The organism is Prauserella aidingensis, assembly GCF_024171865.1.
In the GTDB taxonomy this organism is placed as follows: domain Bacteria; phylum Actinomycetota; class Actinomycetes; order Mycobacteriales; family Pseudonocardiaceae; genus Prauserella; species Prauserella aidingensis.
On the sequence record NZ_JAMTCN010000004.1, the window covers coordinates 83,230 to 99,211 of the forward strand.

Here is a 15,982-nt window from a genome sequence, read left to right on the forward strand (position 1 = left end):
GGTCCTCACCCGTCGCATGCTGCCAGCCGCCCCCGACGTTTCCGCCACGACCGGCCAGTAGGGTGCCCGTATGACGGACGCCACGGTTCGCGTCGCCGGACCCGACGACGCCGCCGACCTCGCCGCCATCCAGGTGCGCACGTGGCGCGTCGCGTACGCGGAGACCCTGGGCCAGGACACCGTCGACGCGCTCGAGGAGGCCGCGCTCACCGACGAATGGACCCGCGCCGTCGACCACCCCGCGTCGACGGTCTACGTGGCCCGCGAAGGCGCGACGACGGTGGGGTTCTGCGCAGCCGGGCCGGCTCCCGCCGACGACACGGCGGCCGCCGACGGCTCCCCTCCGGCCGACGCCGCCGAGGTCGCGTTGATCGCCACGGTGCTCGTCGAACCGCGCTGGGGCAGGCGCGGGCACGGCGGGCGGCTGTTCGGCACCGCGGCCACCGACCTGCGGGCGATGGGCCTCACCCGTGGCGTGACCTGGGTCTCGCAATCCGATTCCGCGGCACTGTCGTTCTTCCGCGGCATAGGCTGGAATCCGGACGGCACCGTGCGCACGCTCGACACGGGACAGCGAACGGTGCGCGAACTCCGCCTCACCGGCGGCCTCGACGTCCAGTTCGACCACTGACGCCCGATCTCGGCGATGTCCGTGCCCCGCGCGACCGCGCCCCACCCACGAAAACCGGCGGCCGATCGGTGCGACCCGTCACACGGCGAGCGCGATGTCTGTCATAGTCGGACCGTCCCCGCCGCCGATCCGGTGACTCGTTCACCCGCCCGACACACCGAGCCTGCGATGCTGCGGCCACCGCGGCGACGATGGTGGTGACGTCCCGGCGTCACCGTCGTCGCCCGTGCCACGGCCCTCGCCGCCCGCCGGTTCCCGTCCGACCGCCCCCGACCGTTTCGGAGACACTGTGCTGACCTGGTTGTGCGTCGCCTTCGGGGTCGCCGTCGGGTCGGCGCTGCTGCCGGTGGTCAGCATCGAGCTCTTCCTCATCACGCTGATGACCAGTGAGAGCGAGACGATCCCCTGGCTGCTCGTCGGCGCGGTCGTCGCGGTCGGCCAGATCATCGGCAAGCTGCCGTACTACCTCGCCGCACGCGGGTCGATCCACCTGCCGCGGTTCCTGCACGACCGGCTGCACCGCCACCGCGAGGAGCGGCCGCCGACGCCCCGCCGGGAACGCTGGCGCCGGCGCACGAAACGGATCCGCGGCTGGCTGGAGGCGCTGCGCGAGCGGTGTCACCGGCACCCGCACTGGATGGCCAGCACCTACGGCGTCAGCTCCGTGCTCGGTCTGCCGCCGTACATGGCCACCGTCGTGCTGGCCGGCTTCGTCAACATGCGCCCGTCGCTGTTCGTGGGAGCGGGGCTGGCGGGCCGGTTCGTCCGCTTCAGCCTGCTCGCCGCCTCCCCCGCCGTCGCAGCCGGCTGGCTCGGCATTCCGCTGTAGGAACGGTGCTGCCGCCGAGGAACGGCGGCTGCAGGCCGGCGCCACTGCCCGGCCCGCGCCCGCCTCAGCTCGCGCCGTCGGCGGCGCCGGCCTCGCGGGCTTCGAGTTCGACGGCCTTGTGCATCGTGGCGCGGGCGCGTTTGCGGTCGCCCGCGATGTCGTAGGCGTAGGCCAGTCGGTACCAGCGGCGCCAGTCGTCGGGCTCCTGTTCGAGCTCGGCGCGGCGCTCGTCGAACCATGCGTCGGCGGCCTCCCGGTCCACCCGTCCCGACGGCCGGCGCGGCAGGTCCGACACGTCCGGCAGTCCGCCTTCGGCCTCGAGGCGGCGGGCCAGCCGCTGGATCCGGTTCCCGGAGCGCCACGTCGTCCACAACATCCAGGCACCCAGCAACGGCAGGACGAGCACGCCCGCCCCGAGCAGCACCGCCACCGGCTCGCCGGTCTTCAGCAGGGCGACGGCACGACCCGCCAGCAGGACGAGGTACAGGGCCACCGCGGCCGTGACCACGATGGCGACGTTGCGGGCCTTCACAGGTCGAGCACCTTCTCCAGGCCGACGGTCAGGCCGGGGCGCTTCGGCATCTCGCGGATGCCCAGCAGCACGCCGGGCATGAACGACGTCCGGTCCATGGAATCGTGCCGGATGGTCAGCGTCTCCCCCGCCGCACCGAACATGATCTCCTCGTGGGCCACGAGGCCGGGCAGCCGCACCGAGTGCACGCGGACGTCGCCCAGGTCGGCACCGCGCGCCCCGTCCATTTCGGAGACGGTCGCGTCGCTGCCGGGTTCGATCCCGGCCTCGGCACGCGCCTGGGAGATCATCCGCGCGGTGTGCGCCGCCGTGCCCGACGGCGCGTCGGCCTTGCGGTTGTGGTGCAGTTCGACGACCTCGGCCGAGTCGTAGAACCGCGCGGCCTGCTGCGCGAACCGCATCGCGAGCACGGCCCCAAGCGCGAAGTTCGGCGCGATGAGCACGCCCAGCTCGGGCCGGTCGGCGAGCCACGAACGCAGCTGCGCCAGGCGTTCGTCGGTGAATCCGGTCGTGCCGACCACGGCGTGCATGCCGTGCGACACCGCGAACTCGAGGTTGCCCATCACCGTGTCGGGCCGGGTGAAGTCGACGACCACGTCGACCTTCGCCTCGACCAGCGCCGCGGGGTCGTCGGATGAGCCGACGGTCGCGACCAGGTCCATGTCCGGCGCGCCCTCGACCGCCCGCACGGTCTCCGCGCCCATCCGGCCCGTGTGGCCGAGAACGCCGACGCGAATCGGGCTGCTGGTCATGCGATCACCTCGTGCAACTCGTCGGGAAGGTCCTCGTCGTGAGCGTACGGCCCGACGACCACGCCGCTCGTCACACCTCCCGGCCTGCGCAGGAGCGTCCGCGCGAGCGCGGCGACGTCCTCACCGGTGACGGCGTCGATGCGCGCGACGTTGTCGTCGACGCTCAGATACCGGCCGTGGTTCAGTTCGTTCTTGCCCAGCCGGGTCATCCGCGCGGCCGTCTCCTCCATGCCCAGCACCAGCGCGCCGCGCAGCTGGCCTTTCGCGCGCGCCAGCTCGGCGTCGCCGAGCCCGTCGGCGGCCACGTCGGCCAGCACCCCGGCCACGACGTCGGTCACCTCGCCGAGCCGGTCGGGCTGACACCCCGCGTAGACCGACAGGTGCCCGCTGTCGGCGTAGGCGGCCACCGACGAGTAGACCTGGTATGCCAGCCCACGGCGCTCGCGCACCTCCTGGAACAACCGCGAACTCATCCCACCGCCCAGCGCGGCATTGAGCACCCCGAGCGCGTACCGCCGCTCGTCGTGCCTGCCCGGCGCCGGCATGCCGAGCATGAGATGCGCCTGCTCGGTGTCGTCACTGCGCAGTTGGAGGCTCCGGGTCCGGCGGGGCCGGGCGCGGCCCGCACGCGGCGCCGTCGGAGCGGTGTCGCCGTCGAGTCTGCCGCCGAGAGCCTTCCGCACCAGCCGCAGCACCGCGCCGTGCGTGACGTTGCCCGCGACCGCCAGGACCATCCGGTGCGGCACGTACCGCGTGCGGTAGAACCCGCGCAGAGCCCGGCCCGACATGTGCCGGATGGACTCCTGGTTCCCGAGCACCGGCCTGCCGAGCGCATGTCCGCCCATGACCGTTTCCACGAACGTCTCGTGGAGCAGGTCCTCCGGGTCGTCGTCCCGCATGGCGATCTCTTCGAGGACGACGCTGCGCTCGGTCTCGACGTCGGCGTCGGTGCACCGTGCGTCGAACACGACGTCGGTCACCAGGTCGATCGCCACGGGCAGGTCCTCGTCGATGACCTGTGCGTAGTAGCAGGTGTGTTCCTTCGCCGTGAACGCGTTGAGCTCCCCGCCGACGGCGTCGACCTCCTCGGCGATGGCCGTCGCGTCACGGCGGCCGGTGCCTTTGAACAGCAGGTGCTCGAGGTAGTGCGCCGCGCCCGCGACCGCGGGCCGTTCGTCGCGGGACCCGACGCCGACCCACAGGCCGACCGTCGCCGATCGCACGCCCGGGACCTGTTCGGTGATCACCCGCAGCCCACCGGGCAGGACGGTGCGCTTGACCGGCCCGCCCGCGGAGCCCGGGTCCAGAGTGCGGGTCGTGCCGACGGGCTGCTCGTGCCCGGGAATCTGCCGTGCCATCAACCTGCTTTTCGCCGATGTCACACGGCGACCCGCCGCGGCAGCACTGCCGTCGGCGGGTCGCCGTGGTGTCCGTTGGTCCGGGAGGAGCCGCTGCCGATCAGGCGTCGGCCGGCTCGGCCTCCTCGGACGCGGCGCCGTCGGTGTCGGTGTCGGTCTCGCCGTCCTCGTCCACGACGACCAGGCTGATCTTGCCGCGCTGGTCGATGTCGGCGATCTCGACGCGCAGCTTGTCGCCGACGTTGACGACGTCCTCGACCTTGCCGATGCGCTTGCCGTTGCCCAGCTTCGAGATGTGGACGAGACCGTCCTTGCCGGGCAGCAGCGAGACGAACGCACCGAACGCGGCCGTCTTGACGACCGTGCCGAGGAAGCGCTCGCCGACCTTCGGCAGCTGCGGGTTGGCGATGGCGTTGATCTTGTCGATCGCGGCCTCGGCGGACGGACCGTCGGCGGCACCGACGTAGATGGTGCCGTCGTCCTCGATCGAGATGTCGGCGCCGGTCTCCTCGGTGATCGTGTTGATCATCTTGCCCTTCGGGCCGATGACCTCGCCGATCTTGTCGACCGGGACCTTCACGGTCGTCACGCGCGGCGCGTACGGGCTCATCTCGTCCGGCTCGTCGATCGCCTCGGACATGACGTCCATGATCGTCAGCCGCGCGTCCCGCGCCTGGTTCAGCGCGGCGCCCAGCACGTCGGACGGGATGCCGTCGAGCTTGGTGTCCAGCTGCAGCGCCGTGATGACGTCCTTGGTGCCCGCGACCTTGAAGTCCATGTCACCGAACGCGTCCTCGGCGCCCAGGATGTCGGTCAGCGCGACGTAGCGGGTCTCGCCGTCGACCTCGTCGGACACGAGGCCCATCGCGATGCCCGCCACCGGCGCCTTCAGCGGCACACCGGCGTTGTACAGGCTCATCGTGGACGCGCAGACCGAGCCCATCGACGTCGAGCCGTTCGAGCCCAGCGCCTCCGAGACCTGGCGGATCGCGTACGGGAACTCGTCCCGCTTCGGCAGCACCGGCACCAGCGCACGCTCGGCCAGCATGCCGTGGCCGATCTCGCGCCGCTTCGGCGTGCCGACGCGGCCCGTCTCACCGGTGGAGAACGGCGGGAAGTTGTAGTGGTGCAGGTAGCGTTTCGACGTCTCCGGGGAGAGCGTGTCGAGCGTCTGCTCCATGCGCAGCATGTTCAGCGTGGTGACGCCCAGGATCTGCGTCTCGCCGCGCTCGAACAGCGCCGAACCGTGGGCCCGCGGGATGACCGCGACCTCGGCACCGAGATCGCGGATGTCGGTGAGGCCACGACCGTCGATGCGCACCTTGTCGCGCAGGATGCGCTGGCGCACCAGGTGCTTGGTCAGCGACTTGAACGCCGCGCCGATCTCCTTCTCGCGGCCTTCGAAGGCCTCGCCCTCACCGATGCCGATCTTCTCGAGCACCGCGGCCTTGACCTCGTCGGTCGCGTCGTCGCGGTCCTGCTTGCCCCCGATCGCGAGCGCCTTGGTGAGGTCGTCGGTCGCGATGGCGGCGACGGCGTCGTAGGCGTCCTGCTGGTACGCCGGGAACAGCGGGTACTCACCGGTCGGCTTCGCCGCCGCGTCGGCCAGCCGCTGCTGGGCCTCGCACAGCGCGCGGATGAACGGCTTCGCGGCGTCCAGGCCCTGCGCGACCGTCGTCTCGGTCGGCGCGGTCGCACCGTCGGCCACCAGGTCGAGCGTGTTCTCGGTGCCCTCGGCCTCGACCATCATGATGGCGACGTCGTCACCGACGACCCGGCCCGCGACGACCATGTTGAACGTCGCCTTCTCGAGCTGCGACCAGGTCGGGAAGGCGACCCACTGGTCCTCGATCAGCGCGACGCGCACGCCGCCGACCGGACCGGAGAACGGCAGGCCGCCGATCTGGGTGGAGGCCGACGCGGCGTTGATCGCCAGCACGTCGTACGGGTCCTCGGGGCTGAGGCTCTGCACCGTGATGACGACCTGGATCTCGTTGCGCAGGCCGTCGGCGAACGACGGGCGCAACGGCCGGTCGATCAGCCGGCAGGTCAGCACCGCGTCGGTCGACGGACGACCCTCGCGGCGGAAGAACGCGCCGGGGATACGACCCGCGGCGTACATACGCTCCTCGACGTCCACCGTCAGCGGGAAGAAGTCGAAGTGCTCCTTGGGCTGCTTCGAGGCCGTGGTGGCCGAGAGCAGCATGGTCTCGTCGTCCAGGTACGCCACGACGGAACCGGCTGCCTGCTTGGCGAGCCTGCCCGTTTCGAAGCGCACCGTGCGCGTGCCGAACCGGCCGTTGTCCAGTACGGCTTCGGTTTCGTGCACGGTGTCTGCGTCTGTCATGAAAGTGATTACTCCTCGTACTGCCGCACGCGACACGCACTTCCCCGCCCTTCGGGGCACGTCCGGGGTACGAGGCCGGCCATCGATCGAAGCCCACGGGAGGAACTCCCGGGAGCCACTACCGAGGACCGGCTGCGGCGTCCCCGCACGCGGCGCGCGTCGCCTGCGAAATGTCTGCCTGCGGAACTCTCTGGGGTTGTCTCCGGACCGCGGGCCGGGCCGGGCCCGTTCGCGCGTCCGTGGTGGAGCCTATTCCGGCTCCGATGGAGCGAAGGGGAGCGACCCGCGGGCCACTCCCCTTCGTCACGATGTCATCGGCGGAGGCCGAGTCGCTGGATCAGCGAACGGTACCGCGCGATGTCGACCCTCATCACGTAGTTGAGCAGCCGACGGCGACGGCCGACCAGCAGCAGCAGACCACGACGCGAGTGGTGGTCGTGCTTGTGGGTCTTGAGGTGCTCGGTGAGCCCGGTGATCCGCTTGGTCAGCAGGGCAACCTGAGCCTCGGGCGAACCGGTGTCCGACTCGTGCAAGCCGTACTCGGTGAGGATCGCCTTCTTCTCGTCGGTGGACAGCGCCACGCGTCACTCCTTGTGTTCGGTGCCGTGTTCGTCATGTCAGTACCGGCCGCCACGGACTGCAGCCGGACTCGACTGTCCAGCCTATCAGCGGTCGCGGTCACCGCAGCGCACGGCCGAGGGCGAACCGCGACACCGGCGTGTACACCGGACCGGCCCGCCCGCGGTCGCTGCGCAGCAGGACGACGGCGGGTGGCCGCCAGGCGGGCCCGCGGTGGTCCGCCAGTTCCCGGGCCAGGACGTCGAGCTCCGCGGTCGGGCCGCCGCGGGCCACCGTCACGTGCGCGCGGAACCCGCGGCGTTCCCCCGGCGGCCGCGCCGCCTCGGCGATCGGGCCGAGCTCGCCGGACTCGACCGTCACCCCCGCCCACAGCACCCCCGGGAAGACCCCGGCACCGGCCAAGCGCAGCACGGGCGCAGGCAGGCCGTCGAGCCGCCGGGCCAGCCAGTCGACCCGGGCGGCGGGCTCGTCGTCGCCGTAGAAACCCAACGTGATGTGCCAGCCCTCGGGATCGGTCCAGCGCAGCCCCTCGTCCCGAGCCGCGTCCGACGAGGACAGGCGCGCCCGCAGCGGTGCCGCAGCCTCCGACGGCACCGGCAGTGCGCTGAACAGCCGCACGCCCACGCCTACCGCCCGCGGCGGCCCGCCGTCACCGGGGGTCCTTGCCCGCCCGCCGCAACAGGTCGGCGATCGCGGGGAAATCGGGATCGAGACGTTCCGCGGCGGCGATCAGGTTCTCCCCCTCGGCGACCTCGCGCAGCGCGGCGAGCACGGGCTGGTCGTCGGGCCCGCCGGCGAGCGGCATGCTGTCCCGGCTCACCGTCGGCCGGGACTCCTTGACGTCCTCGAGCGCCGCCTGGATGGCCTCCTTGCTGCCACCGGCCACCTCGGGCAGCAGCACCTTGCGCTCCAGCATGATGAGTCGCGCCAGCACGACCGGGTTGCCGATCTTGGCGCGCCTGCCGCTCATCACCTGGCTGAGCATCGGCGCGCTGATCCCCAGTACCTCGGCCAGGTACGCCTGCGACACGTCGAAGGCCACGACGAGCCTGCGCACGCGGTCGCCGAGCGGTTCCCCGTACCACTCGCGCTGCAACGAGACGTTGCGCTGGACGATCTTGTGGTCCTCCACGTCAGCCCCTGCTCCCCTCGCATGTCCGGCCACCGGACGCCCCGGCGACCCCTGCCCGGCATCCTGCCAGGTCGCGCCCGACATCCGGGCCGGAACGGACCGGCCGTTCACTATTGCACCCGCGCGGGCGCGGCCACCACCGCACGGCGTGCGCCGCGGGCGCGGCCACCGGCCGCGGCCGGCTGCGGCGTCAGGCCGTCCCGAGCAGCCGCCGGGTCCGCTCGACGTCGTCGGCGATCTGCTCGACGAGCGCGTCCGGGCCGTCGAACGTGATCTGCCCGCGGATCCGCCCGACGAAGTCGAGCGAGACCTGCTGGCCGTAGAAGTCCTCGTCGACGTCGAGGACGAAGGCCTCGACGGTGCGCTCGCGGCCGGAGAACGTCGGGTTGGTGCCCACCGACACGGCGGCGGGCAGCCGCCCGCCGCCCGCTCGGACGAACCAGCACGCGTACACCCCGTCGGCCGGGATCGCCGCGAACCGGGGCGGCGACAGGTTCGCCGTCGGATAGCCGAGGTCGTGGCCCCTGCCGTCGCCGCGTACGACGATGCCGTCGAGCCGGTGCGGCCTGCCGAGGGCGTCCGCCGCGGCCACCACGTCACCCGCGTCGATACAGGACCGCACGTACGTCGACGAGTAGGTGATCTCCTCGGCCTCCCGTGCGCCACCCGGGAGTGCCGTGCCCTGCAACGTGGCGCCCTGCGCGGTGAAGCCGAACCGCTTGCCGAGCCGCTCCAGCGTCTCGACGTCGCCCGCCGCCTTACGGCCGAACGTGAAGTTCTCCCCCACGATCACCGCCGCGGCGTGCAGCTTGTCGACGAGGATCTCGTGCACGAACTCGTCCGGTTCGAGCCGGGACAGCTCCGGGGTGAACGGCAGCACGCAGAACACGTCGACGCCGCGTTGTTCGACCAGGTCGGCCTTGCGCCGCAACGTCGTGAGCTGGGCGGGGTGCGACCCCGGCCGCAGCACCTCCGAGGGATGCGGGTCGAACGTCAGCACCACCGACGGCACGCCGAGCTCGGCCGCCGTCGCCACCGTCCGGTCGATGAGCACCTGGTGTCCCCGGTGCACCCCGTCGAACACGCCGATGGTGACGACGCACCGCCCCCAGCCACCGGGAAGATCTGTCAAACCGCGCCAACGCTGCACAGTGCAGCAGCGTAACGACCGTCCGCGAGGACCGGATCGGCCGGGCGGGAGGGAGCACCCGATCCGGGCGCGTGCCCGCCCGCAGCCGTCAGGCGGGCAACAGGACGACCACGGGCTTGGCGACGCCGCCGCGGTCCTCCGCCAGCGCCAGCACCTCGCCGTCCGGGCCGAAGACGCCGTACGTGCCCGCGATGCCGGCCGCGGGCAGGCGCTGCCCGTGCCGGACGGCGCGTGTCTCGGCGGCGTCGGCGTCCCGGCGTGGGAACGCCGCCGCCACGGCCTCGCTCAGGTTCAGCGACAGTCCCGGCTCGGCCTCCACGGCCTCGAGCGTGCGTGCGGCGGCCAGCGTGAACGGCCCGACCGTCGTGCGCCGCAGCTGCGTCAGGTGCCCGCCCACACCGAGCGCGGCACCGAGGTCACGGGCGAGAGCGCGCACGTACGTGCCCGACGAGCAGTCGACCATCACGTCCAGCAGGATGCGGCCGTCCTCCCTGCGGGTGTAGAGCAGGTCGAACCGGTGCACGGTGACCGGCCGCGGCGGCAGGTCGACCTCCTCGCCGTCACGCACCCGCGCGTAGGCCCGTTTGCCGTCGACCTTCACCGCGCTGACAGCGCTCGGCACCTGCTGCAGTTCGCCGGTCAGGTCGACGATGCCCGCGGCGACCACGCCGTCGGTGACCGCGCTCGCGTCCGTCTCGGTGAGGATCTCGCCCTCGGCGTCGTCGGTCGTCGTGGCGGCGCCGAGGGTGATCGTGGCGAGGTAGGTCTTGCGGTCGAGCGCGAGGTGGCCGAGCAGTTTCGTGGCACGTTCCACGCCGAGCACCAGCACGCCCGTGGCCATCGGGTCGAGCGTGCCCGCGTGGCCGATCTTGCGGGTGCCGAGGAAGCGGCGGGTCTTGGCGACGACGTCGTGGGACGTCATGCCTGCGGGTTTGTCGACGATCAGCAGACCGGGAGGCGGGGCGGGCGATTTCGACACGGCCGACGACTGTAACGAGAGCCCGTCACACCGTGGAGGCCAGGTCCCAGCGCGTACGGGTGACCGGCACGGGCACGTCCTCGCCGCGTTCCTGGGCGGCCAGCACCGCCGCCCGGGCCCTCCGGAACCACACCACCACGCGCGAGGTGCCGAACAGCAACACCGCCACGATCGCCAGCAGCGCGATCCGGTAGTCGCCGCCGGTCAGTTCCAGGAGCACGCCGACCAGCAACGAGGCCGCGGTGGTGGCGCAGAACCCGCCCACGTTGACCGCGCCGGTCGCGGTGCCGACGCGCGGCAACGGGTTGTAGTCGCGCACCAGGGCGAAGCCGACGGACGAGACGGGCGCGCCCAGCGACATCAGGACGAAGGCGACGATCAGTACCGCGATCGGCACCTGATTCGGCCAGGCGAGCAACGCCGCCCAGGTCACGGCCAGCAGCGCGCCGTAGCCGAGCACGGTCGGCATGCGCAGGTCGGGCCTGCGGCTGAAGAAGCCGCCCGCCAGCGGGTTGGACAGCATCGCACCGACGACGAAGACCATCAGCAGCGAACTCGCGGTCGTCTCGGTGTAGCCCAGCTCCTCGACCATGTAGGGCACGCCCCACAGCAGGGTCATCACGTTGAGACTGAACGGCATCGAGAAGTGCGTCCAGAAACCGAGTCGCGTGCCCGGCACCCGCCACGCCTCGCGCAGGTCGCCACCGACCTCGGAGAGGGGTTTGGCCGCCGCGGACGCCGTCCGCCGCTCGGGGGTGTCACGCACCGCCGCCACCACCACGACCGCGTAGGCCAGCGTGACCAGGCCCGCGACGAGGAACGTCGGCGTCCAGCCCGGACCGGACAGCAACAGCGCCAACGGCAGGGTCGCCGCGAGGTTGCCGACGAAGCCGAGCGACCCCGTCAGGGTCGTGACCAGGACGTACTGCCGTCCCGGGAAGTGATTGGCCGCGAGCCGCAGCACCGACACGAACGCCAGCGCGTCGCCGACGCCCAGGACGGCGCGGGCGAGCAGGCCGAGCGCGTAGGTGTCGACGAGCGCGAGCAGCACCTGCCCGGAGCCGAGCATGACCGCGGCGGCGATCAGCACGGCCCGCGGGCCGAACCGGTCGACGAGCAACCCGGTCGGGATCTGCATCGCGGCGTAGACGCCCACCTGCAGGACCGTGAACGTGCCCAGTGCCGCCGCGCCGACACCGAACCGTTCGGCCGCGTCCAGCCCGGCGACGCCGAACGAGGCCCGGTGGAACAGCGCGAGCAGGTAGACGAACCCACCGGCGCCCCAGATCACCCACGCCCGTGCGGGCGCGGACGCATTCACCGGTCGGCTGGACAGCACCTGTCCTCCTCATCACATCGAGTGGGTGGACAGACGTCGGCGGCCGTCCGCTGTTCGTTCTAGTGCATCGTCCTCCGGGCCGGTACCCGCACCGGCCCCGGCGCAGCAGTGGAGTTGCCCACACGCGCATCGGCAGGCGTCCGTGGCGCGGTTCCGCACGCGCCGCACCGTCGGCGGCCGGAGCGGATCGGACGGGACGTCAGCCCCGCACCGCGCCGGTCACCGCCCACCGGCCGCCTCGCCAGCGCACCAGGACGAACACCAGGCGCAGCAGCATGAACACCGTGAGGCCGGTCCAGATGCCGGCCAGTCCCCAGCCGAAGCCGAGCGAGGCCCAGATCAGCGGCAGGAACCCGAGCAGCGCGCTGCCGAGGGTGGCGTTGCGCAGGTAGGCGGCGTCGCCCGCGCCGAGCAGCACACCGTCGAGTGCGAAGACCACGCCGGCCACGGGCTGCAGCGCGACGAAGAACCACCAGGCGTGCGGAATCTGGCCGAGCACACCCGCGTCGGCGGTGAACGCCAACGGCAGCACCTGCGACACGGCCGCGAACACGACGCCGAGACCGCAGCCCAGGGTCAGGCCGTAGCCGACGATCTGACCCGCGATCCCCTGCGCCCGCCGTTTCGACTCGGCACCCAACGCGGCTCCGATCAGTGACTGCGCGGCGATCGCCACCGAGTCGAGCACGAGCGACAGGAACGTCCACAGCTGCCACACCACCTGGTGGGCACCGACCGCCTCGGTGGAGGTCCGCGCGGCGACCGCCGTCGCCGACAGGAAGCACGCCTGGAACCCGAGGCTGCGCAGCACCAGGTCGCGGCCGAGGATCAGCTGGGCCCACATCACGCTCGGCCGGGGCCGCAGCCGCGCGCGTTCCGTCGCCAGTGCGCGCAGGAACAGCCCGCCCGCCACCGTCTGGGCGACGACGTTCGCGATCGCCGACCCCTCGAGGCCCCAGCCGAACGGGTAGACGAAGACCGGGCACAGCACGGCCGAGAGTCCGTTCCCGGCCAGCACGTAGCGCAACGGGCGCACGGCATCCTGCACGCCGCGCATCCAGCCGTTGCCCGCCATCGTCACGAGGATCATCGGCGTGCCGCACAGCGCGATCCGCAGCCAGGACACGGTCGCGTCGGTGATCCCGTCGTCACCCGACATCAGCCCTGCCACGGGCCGGGCCAGCAGCTGTCCGAGCCCCACGATGACGAGTCCCACGGCGAGTGCCAGCCAGGTCGCCTGCACACCCTCCTCGACGGCCTCCCGCCTCCTCCCCGCGCCGTGCAGGCGTGCCGTGCGCGAGGTCGTGCCGTAGGACAGGAACGTCAGCTGCGTCGACACGAGCGACAACAGCGTGCCGCCCAGCGCCAGCCCCGCGAGCGGCAGCGCCCCGAGATGCCCCACCACCGCGGTGTCGACGAGCACGTACAGCGGCTCCGCCGCGAGCACGCCGAGCGCCGGGACCGCGAGCCCGAAGACCTTGCGCGCCGGGACGCGTTCCTCCATCACCTCGACCACGCACGCGAGCCTAAAGGGACCCGCCGACAACCCGGTCACCTGACGGATGCCGTGATCGTCACAACCGGCCTAGCGTCGCCGTCATGGCTGAGACGCACGGAACGGTGCTGGTGACAGGCGCGACGGGACACGTCGGCAGGCACGTGGTGGCCGGGCTGCGGCGCGCGGGGGTTCGGGTGCGGGCCCTGACGCGCGATCCGGCGACGGCCGAGCTGCCCGGGGACGTCGAGGTGGTGGCGGGCAGCCAGCTCGACCCGCCCGGTCTGCGACGGCACCTCGACGGGGTGTCGGCGGCCTTCGTCATGCTGCCCGGTTTCGACACCGACGCCCTCACCGAGAGCGTGCGGGTCGTCGGCGAGCACGTCGAGCGCGTGGTGCTGCTGTCCTCCGGCGCGGTCCGCGACGGCCTGCCCGCGGCCGACCAACCCGGCACCATCGCCCACGCCCACGCGGTCGTCGAGGAGGCGATCCGCGCGACCGGCGTCTCGTGGACGTTCCTGCGGCCCTACGGATTCGCGGTCAACACGCTGGAGTGGGCGGAGGCGATCCGCTCCCGCCGTCCCGTCGAACTGGTGCGACCCGAGGTGCCCTCGGCACCGGTCGACGAACGGGACATCGCCGCCGTCGCCGTCCGCGCGCTCACCGAGGACGGCCACGACGGGGCGCGCTACGAGCTCACCGGACCGGAACTGCTCACCCCGGCGCGGCAGCTGGCGATCGTCGGCGAGGTCACCGGCCGGGACATCGCGTGGCGGGAGCGGCCTGCCGAGGAGTGGGCGCGCACGCTCCTCGGCCGGGACGCTGCGGACGAGGTCGTGGCCGGCATCGTGGCCGGGGTGACCGATCACCCGGGGGTCCGCACCGACACGGTCGCGTGGGTGACCGGCGAGCGCGCGCACACGTACCGGGAATGGGTCGCGGCCCACACCCACGACCTCACCGGCCCGCTGCCGCCGGTGTCGCGGACGGACGCCGGCCACGTGCTGGTCGCGACCTGGCGGGTCGCCGACGCCGGTTCCCAACGAGCGGCCGCGGCGGCCGCCGTCGACGACTGGCGCGACCGCCCGTGGCCCGCGGGGCTGCTCGCCCACTCCGTGCTGCTCGGCACCGACGGCCACACGCTCGTGCACTATTCACAGTGGACCGAGGAGGCGGCGCTCGAGGACTTCCGCCGCACCGGTCGCGCCGCCCGCAATGCCGCGCTCGACGAGGCGGTCGGCGGCATCGAGCGGCTGGACGCCGTCGGCTACCGGTTGTACCGCGAGGCGCTGCCCGAGCGGCCTTTCGAACCGGGCGCCGTGGTGCTCGTGTCGTTCCGGACCGACTCCGCCGACACCGGCGAACGGTTCGTCGACGAGCTGTTGCGCCGGCACCCCGCGACCACCGGCGAGGAATCGCCCGAGGGGATGGCAGGCAACCACTTCCACATCGCGGTCGACGGCAGCAGGATGCTCAACTGGGCCGAGTTCGCGACCGTCGAGGCGCACGAGCGCGTCGTCGCGGACCGGCTCCAGGCCGACGACGACGTCCCACAACTGGTGGAACGGACCGCGGGACTCGAACCGATGGGTTTCCAGCGATTCGTGCCGTACCGCACCCTCTACGGTCCGCCCGCCGGCTGAGCCGCGGCAGGCACGCTCCCGTGCACCGCTGTCGGCGTGCTGCGGTGCCCCTTCCGCTGTGGCGCCCCGCCCGCTGTGGTGCCCCGCCCGGGCGGTGTCGTCACGGCCGGACCGGCCCCGCTCGCCCTGCCCGCAGCGCCGGCAGCAGGGCGGGCTCGCCTAGTCTTACGCCGATGTCCGAGTACGCGATTCTGATCCTGCCGTCGGCCAACCGGGTCTACACCGACACCTCGCCCCGCCTGCTGCAGGCCGAACTGACCGCGTTCGGCGACGCGGTGCTGTCCACGGAGGTGCACGAGCCGGGCACACGGTCGATCGGCGGCGCGTCCTACGTCACGTTCACCACCCCGGACCCGCTGACCGGCGACGACATCGCGCTGCTGTCGAATCTGTCGTCGGCCTACGTGCTGTTCGAGCTCACCGGCGAGCTGCTCCGGCCGCTGCCGCTCTCGCCCGCCGACGTGTTCGACTCGGACCTGCTGACGATCCAGAAGTACAGCGGCAAGACCAACGAACTGTTCACCAAGCTGCTGCTGAATCTCACCGTGCTGGCCTCCGACCGGCCGCGTGGCGTGGTCGAGGGCGGCCTGCGCGTGGTGGATCCGTTGTGCGGCAGGGGCACGACGCTCAATCAGGCGATGATGTACGGCTTCGACGCCACCGGTCTCGAAACCGACGGCAAGGATTTCGAGGCCTACCAGCAGTTCATCAAGACGTGGCTGCGCACCAAACGCGTCAAGCACAAGGCCGAGGCGGGGATGCTGCGCCACCGGAAGGCGCGGCTCGGACGCAGGCTGGACATCGAGTACGCCGCGTCGAAGGAGCGGTACAAGGCGGGCGAGACGCGGACGCTCTCCTACCTCAACTGCGACACGCTCCACACGGACGAGCTGCTGCGTCCCGGGTCGGCCGACCTCGTCGTCACCGACGCGCCCTACGGGGTGCAGCACGGGAGCCGCACACCGGACCGCGTGCCCGCGCGGAGCCCGCGCGACCTGCTCGCCGCGGCGGTGCCGGGATGGACCCGGGTGCTGCGGCGCGGGGGCGCGCTCGGCCTGTCGTGGAACACGCACGTCGTGGCGCGGGACGAACTCGTCGGCATTCTGGCCGGTGCCGGGCTGACCGTTCGCGACGACGGTCCGTACGCGTCGCTGGCGCACCGCGTCGACCAGGCCATCGTGCGGGACGTCCTCGTCGCGACGAAGGACCACTGACC

Annotated in this window: 15 protein-coding genes; 4 read left to right on the forward strand and 11 right to left on the reverse strand. The window is 72.3% G+C overall.

Translation table 11 applies throughout. The annotated features are described in order from the left end of the window. Positions 1-70 precede the first annotated feature (70 nt). Positions 71-631, forward strand: a complete 561-nt coding sequence (locus tag LY13_RS06325; RefSeq protein WP_253827340.1) for a GNAT family N-acetyltransferase — start codon at positions 71-73, stop codon at positions 629-631. Positions 632-920: 289 nt separating this feature from the next. Then, positions 921-1,460, forward strand: coding sequence for a hypothetical protein (locus LY13_RS06330; protein WP_253827341.1), 540 nt, complete (start codon positions 921-923; stop codon positions 1,458-1,460). Between the two features lie 64 nt (positions 1,461-1,524). On the opposite strand, the gene LY13_RS06335 is transcribed toward LY13_RS06330, so the two are convergent. From LY13_RS06335 to LY13_RS06385, 11 genes are all read right to left on the reverse strand, one after another. Continuing rightward, positions 1,525-1,992, reverse strand: coding sequence for a hypothetical protein (locus tag LY13_RS06335; protein WP_253827342.1), 468 nt, complete (start codon positions 1,990-1,992; stop codon positions 1,525-1,527). Next, positions 1,989-2,744 carry a 4-hydroxy-tetrahydrodipicolinate reductase gene (gene dapB, locus LY13_RS06340; protein ID WP_253827343.1) on the reverse strand — a complete coding sequence of 252 codons (756 nt, stop codon included), beginning with the start codon at positions 2,742-2,744 and terminating at the stop codon, positions 1,989-1,991. The genes LY13_RS06335 and dapB overlap by 4 nt, the downstream gene beginning before the upstream one ends. Next, positions 2,741-4,102 (reverse strand): M16 family metallopeptidase, encoded by a 1,362-nt coding sequence (locus LY13_RS06345; protein ID WP_253827344.1) that lies wholly within the window; start codon positions 4,100-4,102, stop codon positions 2,741-2,743. The genes dapB and LY13_RS06345 overlap by 4 nt, the downstream gene beginning before the upstream one ends. Positions 4,103-4,202: 100 nt before the next feature. Then, positions 4,203-6,449: a polyribonucleotide nucleotidyltransferase gene (locus LY13_RS06350; RefSeq protein WP_253827345.1), complete on the reverse strand. Its 2,247-nt coding sequence runs from the start codon at positions 6,447-6,449 to the stop codon at positions 4,203-4,205. Between the two features lie 311 nt (positions 6,450-6,760). After that, positions 6,761-7,030, reverse strand: a complete 270-nt coding sequence (rpsO, locus tag LY13_RS06355) for a 30S ribosomal protein S15 (protein ID WP_183653075.1) — start codon at positions 7,028-7,030, stop codon at positions 6,761-6,763. Positions 7,031-7,127: 97 nt separating this feature from the next. Beyond that, on the reverse strand, positions 7,128-7,646 hold the full coding sequence (gene thpR / locus LY13_RS06360; RefSeq protein ID WP_253827346.1) for an RNA 2',3'-cyclic phosphodiesterase: 519 nt from the start codon (positions 7,644-7,646) through the stop codon (positions 7,128-7,130). A 31-nt stretch (positions 7,647-7,677) separates the two neighbouring features. Then, positions 7,678-8,160 carry a helix-turn-helix transcriptional regulator gene (locus LY13_RS06365; protein ID WP_253827347.1) on the reverse strand — a complete coding sequence of 161 codons (483 nt, stop codon included), beginning with the start codon at positions 8,158-8,160 and terminating at the stop codon, positions 7,678-7,680. Between the two features lie 190 nt (positions 8,161-8,350). Continuing rightward, positions 8,351-9,310 carry a bifunctional riboflavin kinase/FAD synthetase gene (locus LY13_RS06370; protein WP_253827348.1) on the reverse strand — a complete coding sequence of 320 codons (960 nt, stop codon included), beginning with the start codon at positions 9,308-9,310 and terminating at the stop codon, positions 8,351-8,353. A gap of 88 nt (positions 9,311-9,398) precedes the next feature. Further along, a complete protein-coding gene (truB, locus tag LY13_RS06375; RefSeq protein ID WP_308216277.1) occupies positions 9,399-10,289 on the reverse strand; it encodes a tRNA pseudouridine(55) synthase TruB in 891 nt (296 codons plus the stop codon). Between the two features lie 25 nt (positions 10,290-10,314). Beyond that, positions 10,315-11,625 carry an MFS transporter gene (locus LY13_RS06380; RefSeq protein WP_253827581.1) on the reverse strand — a complete coding sequence of 437 codons (1,311 nt, stop codon included), beginning with the start codon at positions 11,623-11,625 and terminating at the stop codon, positions 10,315-10,317. Between the two features lie 202 nt (positions 11,626-11,827). Then, positions 11,828-13,132, reverse strand: a complete 1,305-nt coding sequence (locus LY13_RS06385; RefSeq protein WP_253827582.1) for an MATE family efflux transporter — start codon at positions 13,130-13,132, stop codon at positions 11,828-11,830. A 95-nt stretch (positions 13,133-13,227) separates the two neighbouring features. On the opposite strand from LY13_RS06385, the gene LY13_RS06390 reads away from it, so the two are divergent. Both LY13_RS06390 and LY13_RS06395 read left to right on the forward strand, forming a co-directional pair. Beyond that, positions 13,228-14,766 (forward strand): SDR family oxidoreductase, encoded by a 1,539-nt coding sequence (locus tag LY13_RS06390; RefSeq protein ID WP_253827349.1) that lies wholly within the window; start codon positions 13,228-13,230, stop codon positions 14,764-14,766. Between the two features lie 173 nt (positions 14,767-14,939). After that, positions 14,940-15,980, forward strand: a complete 1,041-nt coding sequence (locus LY13_RS06395; RefSeq protein WP_253827350.1) for a TRM11 family SAM-dependent methyltransferase — start codon at positions 14,940-14,942, stop codon at positions 15,978-15,980. Positions 15,981-15,982: the final 2 nt, after the last annotated feature.

Coding starts and splice junctions, on each gene's coding strand:
- LY13_RS06350 (WP_253827345.1), bottom strand. CDS start 6,449: ATGACAGACGCAGACACCGTGCACGAAACCGAAGCCGTACTGGACAAC.
- LY13_RS06345 (WP_253827344.1), bottom strand. CDS start 4,102: ATGGCACGGCAGATTCCCGGGCACGAGCAGCCCGTCGGCACGACCCGC.
- LY13_RS06395 (WP_253827350.1), top strand. CDS start 14,940: ATGTCCGAGTACGCGATTCTGATCCTGCCGTCGGCCAACCGGGTCTAC.
- LY13_RS06385 (WP_253827582.1), bottom strand. CDS start 13,132: ATGGAGGAACGCGTCCCGGCGCGCAAGGTCTTCGGGCTCGCGGTCCCG.
- LY13_RS06390 (WP_253827349.1), top strand. CDS start 13,228: ATGGCTGAGACGCACGGAACGGTGCTGGTGACAGGCGCGACGGGACAC.
- dapB (WP_253827343.1), bottom strand. CDS start 2,744: ATGACCAGCAGCCCGATTCGCGTCGGCGTTCTCGGCCACACGGGCCGG.
- LY13_RS06325 (WP_253827340.1), top strand. CDS start 71: ATGACGGACGCCACGGTTCGCGTCGCCGGACCCGACGACGCCGCCGAC.